Annotated in this window: 15 protein-coding genes; 7 read left to right on the forward strand and 8 right to left on the reverse strand. The window is 63.4% G+C overall.

Translation table 11 applies throughout. From position 1 onward, the window contains the following. Window positions 1-8: 8 nt before the first annotated feature. Window positions 9-476 (reverse strand): MarR family transcriptional regulator, encoded by a 468-nt coding sequence (locus PVE35_RS17460; protein WP_268178372.1) that lies wholly within the window; start codon window positions 474-476, stop codon window positions 9-11. Between the two features lie 518 nt (window positions 477-994). Here PVE35_RS17460 and PVE35_RS17465 point away from each other — a divergent pair. Next, window positions 995-1,549 (forward strand): nucleoside deaminase, encoded by a 555-nt coding sequence (locus tag PVE35_RS17465; RefSeq protein WP_268178373.1) that lies wholly within the window; start codon window positions 995-997, stop codon window positions 1,547-1,549. 29 nt (window positions 1,550-1,578) lie between these two features. On the opposite strand, the gene PVE35_RS17470 is transcribed toward PVE35_RS17465, so the two are convergent. The 5 genes from PVE35_RS17470 to PVE35_RS17490 form a co-directional block, all read right to left on the reverse strand. Then, window positions 1,579-3,132, reverse strand: coding sequence for a sigma-54-dependent transcriptional regulator (locus PVE35_RS17470; RefSeq protein WP_268178374.1), 1,554 nt, complete (start codon window positions 3,130-3,132; stop codon window positions 1,579-1,581). Between the two features lie 207 nt (window positions 3,133-3,339). After that, a complete protein-coding gene (locus tag PVE35_RS17475; RefSeq protein WP_277372515.1) occupies window positions 3,340-6,417 on the reverse strand; it encodes an efflux RND transporter permease subunit in 3,078 nt (1,025 codons plus the stop codon). Further along, window positions 6,414-7,490, reverse strand: a complete 1,077-nt coding sequence (locus PVE35_RS17480) for an efflux RND transporter periplasmic adaptor subunit (protein ID WP_277372516.1) — start codon at window positions 7,488-7,490, stop codon at window positions 6,414-6,416. The genes PVE35_RS17475 and PVE35_RS17480 overlap by 4 nt, the downstream gene beginning before the upstream one ends. Further along, window positions 7,487-8,587 (reverse strand): efflux RND transporter periplasmic adaptor subunit, encoded by a 1,101-nt coding sequence (locus PVE35_RS17485; RefSeq protein WP_277372517.1) that lies wholly within the window; start codon window positions 8,585-8,587, stop codon window positions 7,487-7,489. The genes PVE35_RS17480 and PVE35_RS17485 overlap by 4 nt, the downstream gene beginning before the upstream one ends. Window positions 8,588-8,633: 46 nt before the next feature. Further along, window positions 8,634-9,539 carry an alpha/beta hydrolase gene (locus PVE35_RS17490; RefSeq protein WP_346772057.1) on the reverse strand — a complete coding sequence of 302 codons (906 nt, stop codon included), beginning with the start codon at window positions 9,537-9,539 and terminating at the stop codon, window positions 8,634-8,636. Between the two features lie 1,093 nt (window positions 9,540-10,632). Here PVE35_RS17490 and phhA point away from each other — a divergent pair. The 4 genes from phhA to PVE35_RS17510 all read left to right on the forward strand — a co-directional run bounded on the left by phhA (window position 10,633) and on the right by PVE35_RS17510 (window position 13,534). Continuing rightward, window positions 10,633-11,418, forward strand: coding sequence for a phenylalanine 4-monooxygenase (phhA, locus tag PVE35_RS17495; protein WP_277372519.1), 786 nt, complete (start codon window positions 10,633-10,635; stop codon window positions 11,416-11,418). 142 nt (window positions 11,419-11,560) lie between these two features. Further along, complete coding sequence (locus PVE35_RS17500; RefSeq protein ID WP_277372520.1) at window positions 11,561-11,914, forward strand: 4a-hydroxytetrahydrobiopterin dehydratase; 354 nt, start codon at window positions 11,561-11,563, stop codon at window positions 11,912-11,914. Further along, window positions 11,911-13,107, forward strand: coding sequence for an amino acid aminotransferase (locus PVE35_RS17505; protein WP_277372521.1), 1,197 nt, complete (start codon window positions 11,911-11,913; stop codon window positions 13,105-13,107). The genes PVE35_RS17500 and PVE35_RS17505 overlap by 4 nt, the downstream gene beginning before the upstream one ends. A 253-nt stretch (window positions 13,108-13,360) precedes the next feature. Next, a complete protein-coding gene (locus tag PVE35_RS17510) occupies window positions 13,361-13,534 on the forward strand; it encodes a hypothetical protein (protein ID WP_268178382.1) in 174 nt (57 codons plus the stop codon). Window positions 13,535-13,732: 198 nt separating this feature from the next. Here the strand turns inward: PVE35_RS17510 and PVE35_RS17515 are convergent, their stop codons facing one another. Both PVE35_RS17515 and PVE35_RS17520 read right to left on the reverse strand, forming a co-directional pair. Beyond that, window positions 13,733-15,109: a GntP family permease gene (locus PVE35_RS17515; RefSeq protein WP_277372522.1), complete on the reverse strand. Its 1,377-nt coding sequence runs from the start codon at window positions 15,107-15,109 to the stop codon at window positions 13,733-13,735. Between the two features lie 51 nt (window positions 15,110-15,160). Next, window positions 15,161-15,694, reverse strand: coding sequence for a gluconokinase (locus PVE35_RS17520; protein WP_268178384.1), 534 nt, complete (start codon window positions 15,692-15,694; stop codon window positions 15,161-15,163). Between the two features lie 281 nt (window positions 15,695-15,975). On the opposite strand from PVE35_RS17520, the gene PVE35_RS17525 reads away from it, so the two are divergent. Both PVE35_RS17525 and PVE35_RS17530 read left to right on the forward strand, forming a co-directional pair. Then, complete coding sequence (locus PVE35_RS17525) at window positions 15,976-17,007, forward strand: LacI family DNA-binding transcriptional regulator (protein WP_268178385.1); 1,032 nt, start codon at window positions 15,976-15,978, stop codon at window positions 17,005-17,007. A 169-nt stretch (window positions 17,008-17,176) separates the two neighbouring features. Beyond that, the gene (locus PVE35_RS17530) at window positions 17,177-17,815 is read left to right on the forward strand and encodes a bifunctional 4-hydroxy-2-oxoglutarate aldolase/2-dehydro-3-deoxy-phosphogluconate aldolase (RefSeq protein WP_277374904.1); all 639 of its coding nucleotides are present in this window, start codon (window positions 17,177-17,179) and stop codon (window positions 17,813-17,815) included. The last annotated feature ends 21 nt before the right edge of the window (window positions 17,816-17,836 follow it).

Here is a 17,836-nt window from a genome sequence, read left to right on the forward strand (position 1 = left end):
GGTGTTCTTCATTCTCCTGGCAACTGCGGCAAGGCGTCGGCAGCCATCAGCATCTTCTTCATCAGGCGTTGGAATTCGTCGAGTTCGCTGCGCGTCAGGCAGCCGGTCAGCTCATTGATGGCGTCCGCCGCGATCTGCGGCCCCAGCACGCCCAGCGCCTCGCCGGCTTCGGTGAGGCGCAGGTGCACCTGGCGGCGGTCGGCCTGGCTGCGCTCACGGGTCAGCAGGCCCTTGTGCTCCAGGCGATCGAGCATGCGGGTCATGGCCCCGCTGTCGAGGTTGAGCAGGCGCACCAGATCGGCTGGTGAACTGGCGCGCTGCTGGCTGATCAGCAGCACCACCTTGAATTGCGCCGCGGTGATCTGATGATCCACCACGTGGCGCTCCAGAATCCGATCCTTGAGCTGGTTGATCAGGGCGATCAGGTGGCCGGGTGAATGCTGCAGCGAGAAACGTTCACGGTCGAAATGTGGCATCAGTGTTTACCTGCCCAGGCAGTTAGTGCCATGCACAATACTGCCTAGGCAGATATCTGCCCAATCACACTTGGTAATGTTCGACATCGATATCAGACATATTTGGAAATATTCAGGGACAGAAGACTGACCCTTGGGCGCCACACGAGTTCAGCGCATCTGCTGCGAGGCCAGGCGGACGCCTGGCTCGGATGATGAGAGGAGCCCTTCGCGTTCTCTATGGGCGTTTGCCAGAGGTGAAACGGGCACGATCAGTGAAAGGCTCGAACCGTATTGCCAGACCGATGCCAGGACTGCCCCTGCGAACAGGCAAAAAAAGGGCGACCAATTCGGTCGCCCGCCCATTCAAGGCATTCCAGGGGAGGAATGCAGAAACGCTTGCACCCAGATCACGCAGGATGATCAGGACAACCTCAGTGTCGCCACCCGAGCACGCCCTGCCTATTGCACCAAGGTCGTAGAACGCCGGCCAAACGGCAGGCCATACTCCCGCGACACCCTGCCCCCAGGAGACGCGCATGAACCCCGAGCATCTCGCCCTGTTACAGCAGGCGCCCACCAGCACCCATGCCGATGACACCTGGGCCAGGCTGTGCTGCGAACAGGCCCTGCTGGCCATCGAAGAAGGCTGTTATGCGGTCGGCGCCCTGCTGGTGGATGAGGCAGGTGAGCTGCTGTGCAGCGCCCATAACCAGGTATTCGCCGCAACCTACGCCAGCGCCGCCCACGCCGAAATGCAGGTACTCGACCAGCTCGAAGCCGAGCATGCGCAGGTCGACCGCCGATGCCTGACCCTCTATGTCAGCCTCGAGCCCTGCCTGATGTGCTACGGCCGCATCCTGCTGGCCGGCATCACCCGTGTACGCTACCTGGCACGCGACCGCGACGGCGGCTTTGCCTTGCGTCACGGCCGCTTGCCGCCAGCCTGGGCCAATCTCGCCTCCGGCCTGTCGGTGGTGCAGGCCCAGGCCGATCCCTACTGGATCGACCTGGCCGGGCGGATGATCGACCGCCTGCAGGATCGCCGAGCCATGCGCGAGCGCGTGGTCGCGGCCTGGCACGGCGGTCGTTGAAGCGGATACCCCATGGGATGTAACCGCCCCTACTCCTTGCCCAGCCCGTGCTGACGCAGCTTGTTGGCGATGGTGGTATGTGAAACCCCGAGCCGCTTGCCCAGTTGCCGGCTGCTCGGGTGCTCCTGATACAGACGCTCCAGCACCGCCTTCTCGAAACGCCCGAGGATATCGTCGAGGCTCCCCTCCACTGAAAACTCGCCCAGGGGCTGTGGCGCGCCGTAGTCCGGCAGGCGGATATGCTCAGCCTTCACCGTACCGCCGTCGCACAGCGATACCGCCTGGAACAGCACGTTCTCCAGTTGCCGCACATTGCCCGGCCAGTGGTAATGAGCCATACGCTCCAAGGCCTGTGGCGCCAGCTTGGGCAGCGCGCAGCCGATCTGTCGGCTGGCCGAATCGAGAAAATGCGCCACCAGCGGCTCCAGGCCGTCCAGGCATTCGCGCAACGGCGGAATGTGCAAGCTGAGCACATTGAGGCGGTGGTACAGATCCTGGCGAAATTCGCCACGGGCACAGAGTTCGGACAGATCGACCTGAGTGGCGCAGATTACCCGCACGTCCAGATACACTTCTTCGTCGCTGCCCACGCGACGGAAGCAGCCATCCTGCAGGAAGCGCAGCAGCTTGGCCTGCAGCCTGGGGCTCATCTCGCCGACACCGTCGAGGAACAGGGTGCCGCCGGCCGTCAGCTCCAGCAGGCCGAGCTTGCCTTCCGGGCGCGCGCCCTCGAAGGCGCCGGGGCCGTAGCCAAACAGCTCGGTTTCGGCCATGGACTCCGGCAGGCCGGCGCAGTTGAGCGCCATGAACGGCGACTGCCCACGTGGGCTGGCCAGGTGGCAGGCACGGGCCAGCAATTCCTTGCCGGTACCTGTCTCCCCTTCGATCAACAGCGGCGCATCCAGCGGTGCCATGCGCCGCGCTTCGCGCACCACTGCGGCCATCACCTTGGAGCTCTGGAAGATCGAGTCGAAGCCACGCAATTCCTGCTTGCGCACGTGGTAGATGCGCTCGCCGACACGATCGGCGCGGTGCAAGGTCAGCACTGCGCCCGCCAGCGCCTCGCTGTCATCGTGTTCGTTCTGCAGCGGGGCGATATCGGCCAGAAACACGTCGCCCTTGATCGTCACGCGCAAGCCATTGATCCGCGCCTTGTTCGCACGCACCAGTTCCGGCAGGTCGAAATCCTCGATGTAGCGCGACAGCGCCATGCCCGGCACCTCGTCCACGCGCACGCCCAGAAGCTGGGCGGCGCTACGGTTGGCAGCGACTATGGCACCGCCCATGTCGATGGACAGCACAGGGAAATCCAGGGCGCCGAGCAGTGCATTGAGCTCCAGATGGCGGCGCTCGCTGGGCATCAGCCCCACGCGCCTGACGCCGAACACGCCAGCGATGGCCTCTATCCTGGGCCGCAGCGACTGGAACTGCAGGTTGATCAGGTTCGGGCAATGCAGGTAGATGGCATTGCCCTGCTCGCCGCCCACTTCCCCACGGGCCACGTTGATGCCGTAATCGGCCAGCAGGTTGAGCATGTCGCGCAGGATGCCGACACGGTTTTGGCAATGCACCTTAATGCGCATGGCAGCCCTCCTGAGCAGCTCTAAAAACCACCTCGGCTTCCTGATCCCTGCAGTCGTCGCTTAGGTTTTTAGAGGCGCCCTCCTGTCGATATGCCGCTGGCAAGGCACGGCAAGTCACTCGCAAATCAACAACTCTCAATGGTCTTTTGTCCTTGTGTGAGAGAGTGCCACGCCCGCAGGCGCAAACCCATGACCATCATCGCGCGCTCATGCATCAGCGGGCACCTGATCGACCGCGCGGCTCTGCCCCTCGTCATGCGCATGGCAGACCAGATAAAGGGCAGGCAGGAAGATCAGGGTCAACACCGTGGCCACGGCGATGCCGCCGATCATGGCGTAGGCCATCGGCCCCCAGAACGCCTCGCGGGCAATGGGAATCATCGCCAGGCCGGACGCTGCCGCCGTCAACAGAATCGGCCGACAACGATGCTCGGTGGCACGCACCACGGCCGCCTGCAAGGCGAGCCCCTGCCGACGGAACAGCTCCACCTGGCTGACCAGGATCACCGAGTTGCGCACGATGATACCGATCAACGCCAGTACCCCGAGGATGGCCACGAAGCCCAGCGGCGAGCCGGTCATCAGCAAGGCGCCCACCACACCGATCAGCCCCAGGGGCGCCACGCTCAGCACCAGCAACACCTGTTTCACACTCTGCAATTGAATCATCAACAAGGTCACCATCAGAAACAGCATCCACGGCACCACCCGCAGGATAGGCTGTTGCGAACGCGCACTGGCCTCGACCGCGCCGCCCACCGCCACCCTGTAGCCTGCCGGCAACTGCGCGGCGAAGTCATCGACCGCCGAGCCCAGCCCTTCTACCAGCGCATCGGGCTGCAGGTCGCCGATGATGTTCGCTTTCAGGGTGATGGTCGGCAGGCGGTCGCGCCGCCATACCAGAGGCTGCTCCTGCGCGTAACCGATACTAGCGAATGCCAGCAGCGGAATCGATTCACCCGTACGAGCAGAGGGTATCTGCAAGCTACCGATCAGCTCCGGGGACTGCCGTTCATCGGCCTGCGCCCGCGCCACCACATCGACCAGATGAATGCCGTCGCGGATCTGCGTGATGCTCGTACCGGACACCACGCTGTGCAGGATTTGCGCGGTGTCCTGCGTGGACAGGCCGAACTGCCTGGCCTTGTCCTGCTCGATGTCGATGCGCAGCACCTTGGCTGGCTCATTCCAGTCGTACACCACCTGGCCGATGTGCGGATGGGCATCGATGATCGCCGCCAGCCTCATGGCCTGAGCCCGCACCTGCTGGATATCCGCGCCGCTGATGCGGTACTGGATCGGCCAGCCCACCGGCGGCCCCATGTTCAGCGGCTGCACGTTGAAGCCGATGCCGACGAAGTCCTGGCGCAGGCGCTGGCGCAACCGCGCGAGCAGGCGGTCACGTGCCGCGCCGCCCTGGCTGACGACCACCACCTGACCATAGAAGGGGTTGCTCAATTGCTGATCCAGCGGCAGGTAGAAACGCACCGCCCCCTTGCCGACATAGGAGCTCCAGCGCAGCACGTCCGGGTCATCGCGCAGGGTCTGCTCGAAGCGATCCATCAGCGCCTGTGTGGCCTCGAGCGAAGCCTGCTGCGGCAGGTGGAAGTCCACCAGGATCTCCGGGCGATCCGAGTCGGGAAAGAACTGTCGCTGCAACAACGGCGTCGCCGCCAGGGAGAGGGCGAAGGCCAGCAGGGTCAGCCCCACCGTCCAATTACGATGACGCAACGCCAATGCCAACCAGCCAGAGAACAGCCGCTCCCAGCCACGCTGGCCATGCACCTCGGCCTGTGCCGGCCGGCGCAACAGGTATACCCCCAGCAAGGGTGCGAAAACCACTGCCACCAGCCAGGACAGCAGCAGTGCCACGGCGATCACCGCGAACATGGTGAACACGTACTCCCCGGCCGAGCTGGAGTTGAGACCGATGGGCACGAAACCGGCGACCGTGACCAGGGTGCCGGTGAGCATGGGAAAGGCCGTCGAGGTGTAGGCATGGGTCGCTGCCTTGGGCAGGGAGTCGCCCAGCTCGATGCGCTTGATCATCATCTCCACGGTGATCATGGCATCGTCCACCAGCAGTCCCAGAGCGATGATCAAGGCCCCCAGGGAGATGCGCTGCAGGGTGATGCCACTGTAGGCCATGAACAGAAAGACCATCGCCAGCACCAGCGGAATGGAACAGGCCACTACCAGGCCGGCGCGCAGACCGAGGCTGATGAAGCTGACCAGCAGCACGATCAGCACCGCCTCGAACAGGGCCTTGGTGAAGGTGCCGATGGCCTTGTCCACCACCTGCGCCTGGCTGGAGACCTGATGCACATCCAGGCCCAGCGGCAGGTCGGCGGCGAGCTGGTCGATACGCTGCTGCAGGGCCGCGCCAAAATCCTGGATGTTGCCCCCGGCCTGCATGGCCACGGCCAGGCCGATGGCCGCCTCGCCGTTGTAGCGAAACAGCGAAGTCGGTGGCTGCGCATAGCCGCGCTCGATGTGCGCCAGATCGCTCAGACGCAGCAGGCGATCACCGAAACGCAGGCTGACGGCCTCGAGATCCGCCTCGCTGGCGAAAGCGCCGCTGGCCTGCACGGCGATGCGCTCCTGCGCGCCGTCGATGAGGCCCGCCGGAGTGACCGCATTCTGCGCCTGCAGGCTCTGGATCACCTGACGCAGATCGATGCCCAGCGCCGCCAGGCGACGGATGGAAAAGTCCAGATAGATGACCTCGGGCTGGCTGCCAAGCAGTTCCACCTTGCCCAATCCAGGCACCCCCTTGAGGCCCAGGCGCAGGCGCTCGGCGTAGTCGCGCAACTGGCGCGGGGAGAAGCCCTCGCCGGTCAAGGCATAGATGTTGCCGAAGACATCGCCGAACTCGTCGTTGAACGCTGGCCCCTGCACGCCGCCGGGCAATTCGCCACGAACGTCCTGCATCTTCTTGCGCACCGCGTACCAGGCATCGGGGATCGCCCGTGCCGGTGTCTCGCTCTTGAGAAAGACGAACAGCGTGGCCTCGCCGGCCAGGGTGTAGCTGCGCACGTAATCCAGCGCGTCGATCTCCTCGAGCTTCTTCTCCAGGCGATCGGTGACCTGCTGCAGGGTTTCATCCAGAGTCGCACCGGGCCAGCGCGCCTGGATCACCATGGTCTTGATGGCAAACGCAGGATCTTCCTCGCGGCCCAGTTGCAGATAGGCAAAGGTTCCCATCAGCAAGGTGACCAGCATGGCGTACCAGACCAGCGTCCGGTGGCGTAGCGCCCAGCCGGACAGATTGAAGCCTTCCTTCATGAACCACTGCGCTCCTCGAGCCTGACCTGCTGCCCCTCGCGCAGCCGCGTGACCCCGGCCCTGACCACACGATCGCCCGGCTGCAGGGAGCCACGCACACGCACGTTCGTGCCGGTCTCACCCAGCACTTCCACCGCAACGGCATGCACCTGCGAACTCTGCCCGTCGATGCGCCAGACGAAGTGCTGCTCGGCCTCCATCCACAGCGCCGAAGCTGGCAACTCCGGCGCAAGTGCGGTCTGCGGCGCAACGAGCTGCACACTGACCAGCGACCCCAGGTGAACCTCAGCCGGCAGCCGCTCCAGCGCCAGCCGAACCCGTTGCACACGGGTGCCAGCATCCAGCACCGGATCGATCTGCCGCACCTGCGCCCAACTGCCCTCGCCCGCGCCGTTCAGCGCGGTCACACGAATACGCGGCGGTGTTGCCACGAGCGCGCTCAACCACTGCGCGGGCAAATCGACCCAGACCTCCAGGCTGTCCAGCCGCGCCAGGCCGAGCACCGGCGTACCACTGGCCAGTACCTGGCCAACCTCGGCATGCCAGGCCGTGACCACGCCATCGATATCCGCCAGTAGCTGCGTCTGCTGCACATGCTCTTCGGCACGACGCCAGGCGATGCGCGCCTGGCGCAAGGTCGCGGCGCGCACCTGCAGCTCACTGTGCAACTGTTCGAGGCGGGCCAGGCTGCCAACGCCCTGCCGATACAGGCCCTGGTAACGCGCCAGCTCGTCCTGGGCATTGCGCCACGCCACCTCGGCACGCTGATACTCGCCCTGGCGACTGCGCACCTCGCTGTGCTGATCGGTGTTTTCCAGGCTCGCCAGCAATTGCCCACGGCGCACTCGCTGGCCGACCTCCACCTGCCGGCTGAGCAGGCGACCGCTCTGGCGAAAGGCTGCTGCCAGTTGCTCACGCGGCTGCACGGTACCCGTGAAACGCGCCTCGGACTGGTGCTGCTGATCGGTGATTTCGGCGAACGATACCGGGCGTTCAACCGACAGCGCCGCCGTCTGTTCGCGGCAGCCCAGCAGCAGCCCCAGCAACGTCAGCCAGCACGGCGCCCACCTCATGGCTGCACCTCGTCAGCGCTGGCTGCAAGCACGCCGGCCACCTCGACTCGCTGCCCCGGATAAAGCAACTGCCCGCCCTGGGCCACGACCAGATCGCCGTCCTGCACACCGGCGGCCACCAGCACCCGACCGCTTTCGTAACGGGCGACCTCGACCGGCGCCAGGCTGACACGCTGCTGCGCATCGATACGCCAGACCGCTGGCTGGCCCTGATCGCGACTCAGGGCCGCCCAGGGCAACACGGCCACCGGCCCCAAGGGTTCGCTCAGGCGCGCCACCACCACGGTTCCCAAGGGCCAGCGCGCGGCCTCGTCCGACAGACTGACACGGATGCGCAAGGTGCCCGAACGGGCGGAAACCCGTGGGGCGATTTCGCGCACCTGCCCGATGATTTCGCGTGCCGGTTCGTTCAAGCTGTACAGATGAATGGGAGCACCGACCTGCAGGCCTGCCGGCAGCTTCTCGTACCAGTCGAAAACCGCTTCGGGCGCCGCGTCATGGGCCAGTGACAGCACCACCTGCCCGGCCTGCACCACCTCGCCGGCAGCCACCGGACGCGCGACCACCACGCCATCGGCCAGCGCCAGCAGGTCAGCGTCGGCCAAGGCATCCCTGGCCACCTGGCGCCGCGCCGTGGCCGTCCGCAATTCGGCCTCGGCGCCTTGCAGGGCAGCCTGCGCACGCTCGTACTCGTTGCGATTGGTGTAGCCCTTGGGCAGCAGGCGTGCCTGGCGCGCATGATCGGCGCGGGCGAGCTCGACCCGTGCCTGCAAGGCCTGAACGTCGGCCTCGCTGAGTTCCAGGGTCGCACGCAACTCGACCGGATCGAGCCGCCCAAGCACCTGCCCGGCCACCACCCTGTCGCCGACATCGACCGCGAGCTGCACCACCTTCCCCGTGCTGGGAAACGCGAGATCGCTGACGAAGCGCGCCTGCACATCGCCGCTCATCAGACTGTGCGCCCGCCCCGGCACCTGCACGACCCGCTGCGCCAACACCCGCACGCTCGGCTTCTCGGGCACCGACTCGGCAGAACAACCCAGCGTCAGCGCTCCTATCAACCCCAGCACGACAAAGCGACGCCAATCCAAGCGCATTGCAGCTTCCAATCCCAGACCCATTGCCTGCCGATCCCTCCAGCGATCACACCAGCGAAGGTGACAGCTCCCTATGCACAGGCGCCCTGACTTCGGCCTCCAGGAAGGCCAGCACCGTCTTGCGAGACGTCAACCAGGCCGACTTGCTCTCCAGGTCGAGGAAATGCCCGGCCCCCGGCACCACCGCGAAATGACTGTTGGCCACGTACTGGGCGAACTGCCGTGCGTCCTCAGCGGTCGTGTACTCATCCCGCTCACCGTTGACGAACAATACCGGGATTTTTATCTGGGCAAAGCGCTCCACGTAATTCTTGGCACTCAGTTCACGAACCTGAGCGATATGGAATTCGATCTGCTGGTATTCGTGCTCGGCCAGACTGATCAGATGCTTGAAGTTATAAAGCTTGAACAGCCTGGGCAAATACTTGCCCACCGTGTCGTTGAGCAGACTGCCGATCTTGCGCTTGTCACGCGCAGCCAGATAAGCCTGGCCATTGTCGAGATAATCACGCATCGGCTCGTTGATCACCGGAGAAAAGGAACTGATGATCGCCCGCTCGACACTCGATGGTGACTCAGCCAGCGCCAACATCGCCGACACTCCGCCCCAGGATACCGACAACAGATAATTGATCTGAAAGCGCTCGATCAGATCGAGAATGATCCGAACTTCGTCTTCCTTGCTCACCACACTGGCCAACTTGTTGTGCTCGCGCGACTTTCCAGCGAAAGGAAGATCGAACAGTACCAAGTTGAAGTGTGGTTGCAGGTATTTGACCGTTTGCCCGAATGACCCGGTGGTGGATAGCGCGCCATTGATCAGCAACAGGGTCTTGGCATGCTCACCACGCCAGTACACCTCCGTGTACACATTGAAACCTGCCGCAGTCAGTATCTTAGTTTCCATGCCCCAGCCTCCATAAATACGAAATGTAAAGACATTCATTCTCATCGATGAGCTCGAGCAAAACGTCAAGAAAACGTCATAAACAGGAATGAAAGCTTCGTGAAAGGTTTGGAATTCCGCTCCCCCCCAGCAGAATTCCAAATTTTTATAGCGCAGCTAGATTGTGACCGACAAGTCAATGACGCCATTTTCAAGACGCTCGCCCAGAGCAGAAGCTGACCCTGGAGACAGCTTCATCACTCAGGCAAGGCAGACCAAAAGACGGCATCGTCAGCCATGATCGGATGCACGGAGGAGAAGGCGCCTTTTTTCCTCGGCAGACTTTCTCGCACCACTGAAATATTTTGTTACACAAACAAATAACAATAACAACGTGCCTTTTCGGCACTGTACAAGTTACTTTCCACCCAACGGAGCGCGTAAAGTTTTCATGACGTAAAAATAAACTTACAGAACACCTGAATTTGTTCGTTAAATTGCCACGCGCATTGTCAGGATATCTGTACAGCCTGATCGCCTCCCCCAAGCCAGTGACCTCAGGACACTCTATTCACCACGCCTACGCAGCCTGACTGTTACTTGCTCAACAAGAAGCAATAGTGCAGACAGTAAAAGAGCAACAGTATTGGCTACGATTCTTTCACGAGTCGACGTAGCGAATAAGTCATCAACTTCCAATGAATATCTAGTCACTGCTCCCTCAACAAAACTTGAACTTAGTAAAAAGCCATTATCCATGTCAGGAATGACGCCCCCGTTTCGCCTTAATAACGCCGAACACCAATAACTATTGGCACAACAAGAACGAAGGAGACTGCACCTTGCCCTTGTCTCGCATGAGCAAAACGCCAGGGCGCAGAACCATGGGGCGAACGCCTCACCAATAGCCTTCATCAAAAAACATCAGCAACAAGCCGACGCTAGAAAAGCCCCAGACGCGCAATCGACAGTAAAGAAAACTGTACGAACCAAGGAGCTGGAACCGAGAAAAAGCAAGGAATCGGCCAGTACGTAAAGAAATTTTTACAGAAACCTGCTAGCACCGTCCGCCGGCGCACCCTGCAGGCCCTGGCTGCAGCCGCCTGCCAGGGCCAAGCTGCGAGCGAACAAGAACAACAGCGCCCCACAGGAGGCAGCGATGAAGAGCACGCAATACCTGGCCCGAGAACCGGACGAGAGTGGCTTTATCCACTACCCCGAAAGCGAGCATCGGGTATGGAATACCCTGATCACCCGCCAGCTCGAGATGATCAACAATCGTGCCTGCCAGGAATACCTGGATGGCATCGAGCAACTCGACCTGCCCTTGGAACGCATCCCCCAGCTCGGTGAAATCAACCGCGTGCTCGAAACCAGCACGGGCTGGCGCGTGGCGCGGGTACCAGCGCTGATCCCCTTTCAGACCTTCTTCGAGCTGCTGGCCAGCAAGCAGTTTCCGGTCGCCACCTTCATCCGCACGCCCGAGGAACTGGATTACCTGCAGGAGCCGGACATCTTCCATGAGATATTCGGTCACTGCCCTCTACTGACCAACCCCTGGTTCGCCGAATTCACCCACACCTACGGCAAGCTCGGCCTGCGGGCCACGAAAGAACAGCGTGTCTACCTGGCGCGCCTGTACTGGCTGACCATCGAGTTCGGCCTGCTCGACACGCCAGCCGGTCGGCGCATCTATGGCGGCGGCATCCTCTCCTCCCCACGGGAAACCCTCTACGCCCTGTCCGATGTACCCGAGCACCTGGCCTTCGACCCGCTGGAGGCGATGCGCACGCCCTATCGCATCGATATCCTGCAACCTGTGTATTTCGTCCTGCCACAACTCAAGCGCCTGTTCGAGCTGGCGCAACAGGACATCATGGCGCTGGTGCAGCAGGCCATGCAGCTCGGATTGCACGCGCCGAAATTTCCGCCGAAGGCCGCGTGAGCGTTTGACGCCCTCGCCTGTCCATGCAAGGGGGCGAACGCTTCACGCCATGCCCCCCAAAGGTCTCGCCGGTGACGACTGCCCAGTGGCCGTCACCAGGCGGCGATCCATACCACCCAGAACCCTACTCAGGAGTAGTGCCATGAGCCTTGCCCAAGCCCAATGCGAAGCCTGCCGAGCCGACGCGCCGAAAGTCACCGATGCCGAGCTGGCCGAGCTGATCCGCGAAATTCCCGACTGGAACGTCGAGGTACGCGGCGACCATATGGAGCTGGAGCGCGTCTACCTGTTCAAGAACTTCCGCCACGCCCTGGCCTTCACCAATGCCGTCGGTGCCATCGCCGAGGAAGTCGGCCACCACCCTGCCCTGCTCACCGAATGGGGCAAGGTCACTGTGACCTGGTGGAGCCACGAGATGCGCGGCCTGCACCGTAACGACTTCATCATGGCGGCGCGTACCGATCTGCTCGCCGCCAGCACCGAGGGCCGCAAGTGAGCCATTTCGCCAGCGTCGCCCGCGTGCCAGGCGACCCCATCCTCAGCCTGATGCAGGCCTATCTCCTCGACACCCATCCAGCCCGGCTGGATCTCGGTGTCGGCGTCTACAAGGACGCCCAGGGCCTGACGCCGATCCCACGTGCGGTGAAGCTGGCCGAGCAGCGCCTGGTCGATAGCGAACTGAGCAAGACCTACATCGGCGGCCATGGCGATGCGCTTTTCGCCGAGCGCCTTAGCCAGCTCGTACTGGGAGCCGACTCCCCACTACTGGCCGAGCGACGTGCCGGCGCCACGCAGACGCCGGGCGGCACTGGCGCCCTGCGCCTGGCCGCCGACTTCATCCGTCACTGCCTACCGGGGCGCGGTATCTGGCTCAGTGACCCGACCTGGCCGATTCATGAAACCCTGTTCGCCGAAGCCGGGCTGGTGGTCGGCCACTACCCCTATGTCGACTCGAACAATCGCCTCGATGTGGAGGCCATGATCGGCGCCTTCACCCACCTGCCCAAAGGCGACGTGGTGCTGCTGCATGCCTGCTGCCACAACCCCACCGGCTTCGATCTGACCCAGCAGGACTTCGAGCGCGTGCTGGAGGTGGTCAAGGCGCGTGAGCTGCTGCCCTTGATCGACTTCGCCTACCAGGGTTTCGGCGATGGCCTGGAGCAGGACGCCTGGGCCGTGCGCCTGTGCGCCGCCGAGCTGCCGGAACTGCTGATCACCAGCTCCTGCTCGAAGAACTTCGGCCTGTACCGCGAACGCACTGGCGCTCTGATCGTCTGCGCCGCCGATGCCGAGAAGCTTGTCGACATTCGCAGCCAGCTAGCCTTCATCGCCCGCAATCTGTGGTCGACGCCACCGGCCCATGGCGCCGCCGTGGTTGCCAGCATTCTCGGTGATGACGAACTCAAGTGCCTGTGGCAAGAAGAGCTCGAAGACATGCGCCTGCGCGTCGCCAGCCTGCGGCGCGGCCTGGTCGAAGCCCTGGCACCGCACGGTCTGAGCCAGCGTTTCGCGCATATCGCCGAACAGCGCGGCATGTTCTCCTACACCGGCCTCTCACCTCTGCAGGTGCTACGTCTGCGCGAAGCGTTCAGCATCTATTTGGTCGGCAGTGGCCGCGCCAACGTCGCCGGCCTGGACGCCAACCGCCTGGAGTATCTGGCGGCCGCCATCGCCCAGGTCTGCAACTGATCGATGCGCAGCAGGTTAAGCCCGTCCTCGCGACGGGTTTTTACTGCGCCAACGCAGTGGCTTGAGTGAGCCAGCCCCCCCTGCAGCAACCCACTTCAGATGCTCGCAGGCCGACCACGACAACGATAATGCCGTTTCGCTCGTTGCATGCACGCAACAGTTAGTTACAAACACAACGACTTAATTAGCTTGCTAACGAGGCGTATAAAAGAACTGCGACATATCGCCGCATCCGCATTTCGAGGAGACAGGCATGAACGTGATCGTGCATGAGCGTGACAACGAACATATTTCCCACGAGGCCCGCGCCATGGGGATCGAGGTCTGGGATGTGCTTCAGAATGGTGAACTGGTCGGTATCTTCCGCTCTCAGGAAGAAGCCGATGCCTACCGCCAGGCGCTGGAAGAGGCGCAAGAACAAGGATGAACGGAAGCCGTTGCCGTTTCCCTCGAAACGGCAACGGCTTCGCCCAAGAGCACGATGCCGATGGACAGCATCGACATCGATACAGAGGCCTTGACAGGCCCAGCTAGATGGTCAGTCCCAACTGGATGACGGCTTAGCAACCAAACGCCCCGATTGATTCGGGGCGTTTGCATTGAACGCCAAGACCTGCAGGCTGCCTCAGAGCAGCAAACTGCCGATGAAAGCCAGCAGGAAGGCGATGCCACCCAGCAGCGTCTCCATCACCGTCCAGGTCTTCAGGGTGGTCTTCTCGTCCATCTGCAGGAAGCGGCTGACCAGCCAGAACCCCGAGTCGTTGACGTGCGAGAGCACCGTCGCCCCACCGGCAATAGCGACCACGATGAAACACAGGTCGAACTGGCTGAGCCCCGGCGTCACGGCCACGGTGGGTGCCATCAGCGCTGCTGCGGTGGTCAGCGCCACGGTCGCCGAGCCCTGCGCCACGCGCAGTGCGGCGGAGATGACGAATGCCGCGACTATCACCGGCAAGCCGGTATCGGCCAGCAGCGACGACAACGCATCACCAATGCCGCTGGTGCGCAGCACGTTGCCGAACATGCCGCCGGCGCCGGTCACCAGCACGATCGAACAGATCGGCCCGAGTGCTCCTTCGCAAGCTTTCTCCAGATGCCTGGCGCTGTAGCGACCGCTGAACATCGCCAGCGCCAGGAAAGTGGTGAGCAACAGCGCCACGGGGGTCTTGCCCAGCATGCGCAGCAACTGCACCCAGGCGTCGCTCGCCTGCACGTAGCCCATCACCGTCAGGGTATTGAGCCCGGTATCGAGGAAGATCAACAGCAACGGCAGCAAGAGGATCGCCAGCACCAGGGCGAAGCTCGGCGGCGCCACCGAGGCATCGCGCTCGACATCGGTGAGGAAGGTGCTCGGCAGCTTCACCTCGAAGCGCTTGCCGGCCCATTGCCCGAACAGATAGGCGCCGACGTACCAGGTGGGCAAGGCGATAAGGCCACCGACCAGTACCAGCAAGCCGATGTTGGCACCGAGCAGATCAGCGGCGGCGACTGGCCCCGGATGCGGTGGCACCAGTGCATGCATGGCGGCGAAGGCACCGGCTGCCGGCAAGGCATAGAGCAGAGTCGAGCCACCAAAGCGCTTGGCCACGCTGAAGATGATCGGCAGCATCACCACCAGCCCGGCATCGAAGAAGATGGGGAAGCCGAACAGCAGCGAGGCCACCCCCAGCGCCAGCGGCGCGCGCCGCTCACCGAAGGTACCGATCAGGGTATCGGCCAGCACCTGGGCACCGCCGGTCATTTCCAGCAGGCGCCCGATCATGGCGCCCAGGCCAACCAGCAAAGCGACCGAAGCCAGGGTATTGCCGAAGCCGGTCAACAGCGTCGGCACCACCTGATCGTAGGGTATGCGCGTGACCAGCGCCGTGATGACGCTGACCAGCACCAGGGCGAGAAAGGCATGCACCTTCAAGCGCATGATCAACAGCAGCAGCAAGGCAACGGCACCTGCAGCCGTGAGCAACAACAGCGTGGCGTCGGGCGTGGAAGCCAGTGAGTTCATGGTCTACCTCATTATTCTTGTCGTAGAGCAATGCAATGGAACGAGGCGTGGTCAGGCTGGCCTCGCGAGGGCGTCCGTCGACTTCCACCAGCGCTCGGCCTCGAGGCCGAGTTGGTCGACGGGCAAGGTGGCGTCGAGCACTAGAGTCAGTGGCTCGACGTGTGGGGGTTCGAGGGCGGCGAACTGACTGTCGATCAGACTGGCCGGCATGAAGTGGTCGGGGCGATTGGCGACCCGCTGCCCGGCCATTTCCCGGCTCAGCTCCAGATAGACGAAGCCCAGCCCGGGCACCGCCTGGCGCAACTGGCGGCGATAGCACTGACGTAGCGCCGAGCAGGTCAGCACGGCGCGCCGACCGCCACGGGTGGCGCTGCGCAGCTCCTCGCCGAGGCGCTGCAGCCAGCCGGCGCGGTCATGATCGTCAAGGGGAATGCCGGCACTCATCTTGGCGATGTTGGCGGCAGGGTGAAAGGCATCGCCTTCGATGAACAGGGCATCGCTGCGCTGGGCGATGGCCTGCCCGACACTGCTCTTGCCGCAGCCGGCAACACCCATGATCACCAGGGCCTGGATAGGTGGATGCATAAGCACCTCGTAGAAGTAGCGCTATCTCAGATAAAACAACGGAGAAAGCGCTCCATGAAATTGTATTTGTTCTCGCCACGGCAAAAAAATGCAGGATATCGCTGCTTTTTAGGCCTTCATGAGGTGTCAGAGCATTTGTAACACCCCAAAGACAGCGCTATCCTAGAACCGATATTTCACCTTGGCAAGCAGGCCCACCCCGGGCCGATGAACGCGCAGGGCTCGCGATACAGGGCTCGAGTGCCGCAAAATATAAAAAACACGACAGGCGATAAGCCCTGATGAGCACGTCCAAGACAGGTAGAAGCACCCGTACCACGGGGCGCCCGACCCTCAACGAGGTGGCCCGCCACGCCGGCGTCAGCCCGATCACCGCATCGCGCGCGCTACGCGGCATTCCCAGCGTCGCCGAAGAGCTGGTGCAGAAGGTACGCGAGGCCGCCAGCAAGCTGGGCTACGTGGCCAACCCGGCCGCCCGTGCCCTTGCCTCCTCGCACAGCCAGAGCATCGCGGTGATCGTGCCGTCGCTGACCAACCAGTTGTTCGTCGAGACCCTGGAGGCCATCCACGCCGTGATGCGCCCACGCGGCCTGGAAGTGCTGATCGGCAATTCGCACTACTCGCGTGACGAAGAAGAAGACCTGATCCGCAACTACCTGGCTCATCAGCCGCGCGGCATGCTGCTGACCGGCTTCGAGCGCACCGAGAGCGCGCGGCGCCTGCTCGAATCCAGTGGCATTCCCTGCGTCTACATGATGGACATCGACCCCGGCGCCGGCCTGCACTGCGTCGGTTTCTCCCAGGTGCAGGCCGGTGCCTGTGCCGCCGAGCACCTGATCGGCCGGGGCCGTCGCCGCCTGGCCTTCGTCGGCGCGCAATTGGATCAACGCACACTGCTGCGTGGCGAAGGCTTCCGCCGCGTACTGCAACGCGCCGGCCTCTATGACCCGACCCTGGAGGTGCTGACGCCACGGCAATCCACCGTCGGCCTGGGCTGCGAGTTGTTCGCCCGCCTGCTGGCCGAGCACCCGGATCTGGACGCCATATTCTTCGGCAACGACGACCTGGCCCAGGGTGCCCTGCTCGAAGCTCTGCGCCAGGGCATCCGCATCCCCGAACGCCTCTCGGTGCTGGGCTTCAACGACCTGCAGGCCTCAGCCTTCAGCGTGCCGCGCCTGAGCAGCATTCGCACCCCACGTGAAGCGATCGGCCGCCGCGCTGCCGAGATGCTGCTCGGCCTGATCGCTGGCGAAACACCGCCCGAGCAGGTGCACGACCTGGGCTTCGAGCTGATGCTGCGCGAAAGCACCTGAACCACAGGCCATGCCGCCACGCCCCGTTACGTAGCGGCATGGCAATCAAAGATAGCGCTACCTCAACCTGGCCGCTACGAGCGCGCCACAGCACAGGAGGCCTGGCCTCCGAGGATTGAAGATGAACCACCCGCAACGCCACCCGCTCCTCGACACCCCGGCAACGCAGATGACCCGCCAGATCGCCCGTATCGACCAGATATGCACGGCGGCGCGCATCCTCCCGGTGATCAGGATCGAGCGGGAAGCGGACATTCTGCCCTTGGCCGACGCCCTGGCTGCCGGCGGTCTGCACACCCTGGAGATCACCCTGCGCTCGGCGCTCGGCCTGAACGCCATCGCCCTGCTGCGCCAGCAGCGCCCACAGCTCTGCATCGGCGCTGGCACGGTGCTCGATGAACACATGCTGCAGCAGGCAGTGGCGGCAGGCGCCGAGTTCATCGTCACTCCCGGCTGCACTCAGGCATTGCTGGAAGCCGGCCTGCAGTCGCCTGTCCCCCTGTTGCCCGGCATCAGTAGTGCTTCGGAAATCATGCTCGGCTATAACCTGGGCTACCGCCGCTTCAAGCTGTTCCCCGCCGAACTGGCCGGCGGCGTCGCGGCCCTCAAGGCCTTCGCCGGCCCCTTCGGCAACGTGCGCTTCTGCCCCACCGGCGGGCTCAACCCGAGCAACCTGCAACACTACATGCAACAACCCAACGTGATGTGCGTCGGCGGCTCGTGGATGCTCGACGACACCTGGGTACGCGGCGGCGACTGGCAGCGCATCACCCAGGCCAGCGCCGAGGCCTTGCAATTGCTGGTCTGAACCAACGGCCTGCGGAGCATG

Source organism: Pseudomonas sp. AA-38, from assembly GCF_029457475.1.
GTDB lineage: Bacteria > Pseudomonadota > Gammaproteobacteria > Pseudomonadales > Pseudomonadaceae > Aquipseudomonas.

Excerpts from the sequence above, each read along its gene's own strand:
- phhA (WP_277372519.1), top strand. The coding sequence starts at position 10,633 with ATGAAGAGCACGCAATACCTGGCCCGAGAACCGGACGAGAGTGGCTTT.
- PVE35_RS17480 (WP_277372516.1), bottom strand. The coding sequence starts at position 7,490 with ATGAGGTGGGCGCCGTGCTGGCTGACGTTGCTGGGGCTGCTGCTGGGC.
- PVE35_RS17460 (WP_268178372.1), bottom strand. The coding sequence starts at position 476 with ATGCCACATTTCGACCGTGAACGTTTCTCGCTGCAGCATTCACCCGGC.
- PVE35_RS17485 (WP_277372517.1), bottom strand. The coding sequence starts at position 8,587 with ATGCGCTTGGATTGGCGTCGCTTTGTCGTGCTGGGGTTGATAGGAGCG.
- PVE35_RS17515 (WP_277372522.1), bottom strand. The coding sequence starts at position 15,109 with ATGAACTCACTGGCTTCCACGCCCGACGCCACGCTGTTGTTGCTCACG.
- PVE35_RS17490 (WP_346772057.1), bottom strand. The coding sequence starts at position 9,539 with ATGAGAATGAATGTCTTTACATTTCGTATTTATGGAGGCTGGGGCATG.
- PVE35_RS17500 (WP_277372520.1), top strand. The coding sequence starts at position 11,561 with ATGAGCCTTGCCCAAGCCCAATGCGAAGCCTGCCGAGCCGACGCGCCG.
- PVE35_RS17525 (WP_268178385.1), top strand. The coding sequence starts at position 15,976 with ATGAGCACGTCCAAGACAGGTAGAAGCACCCGTACCACGGGGCGCCCG.
- PVE35_RS17465 (WP_268178373.1), top strand. The coding sequence starts at position 995 with ATGAACCCCGAGCATCTCGCCCTGTTACAGCAGGCGCCCACCAGCACC.
- PVE35_RS17530 (WP_277374904.1), top strand. The coding sequence starts at position 17,177 with ATGACCCGCCAGATCGCCCGTATCGACCAGATATGCACGGCGGCGCGC.
- PVE35_RS17475 (WP_277372515.1), bottom strand. The coding sequence starts at position 6,417 with ATGAAGGAAGGCTTCAATCTGTCCGGCTGGGCGCTACGCCACCGGACG.
- PVE35_RS17510 (WP_268178382.1), top strand. The coding sequence starts at position 13,361 with ATGAACGTGATCGTGCATGAGCGTGACAACGAACATATTTCCCACGAG.
- PVE35_RS17520 (WP_268178384.1), bottom strand. The coding sequence starts at position 15,694 with ATGCATCCACCTATCCAGGCCCTGGTGATCATGGGTGTTGCCGGCTGC.
- PVE35_RS17470 (WP_268178374.1), bottom strand. The coding sequence starts at position 3,132 with ATGCGCATTAAGGTGCATTGCCAAAACCGTGTCGGCATCCTGCGCGAC.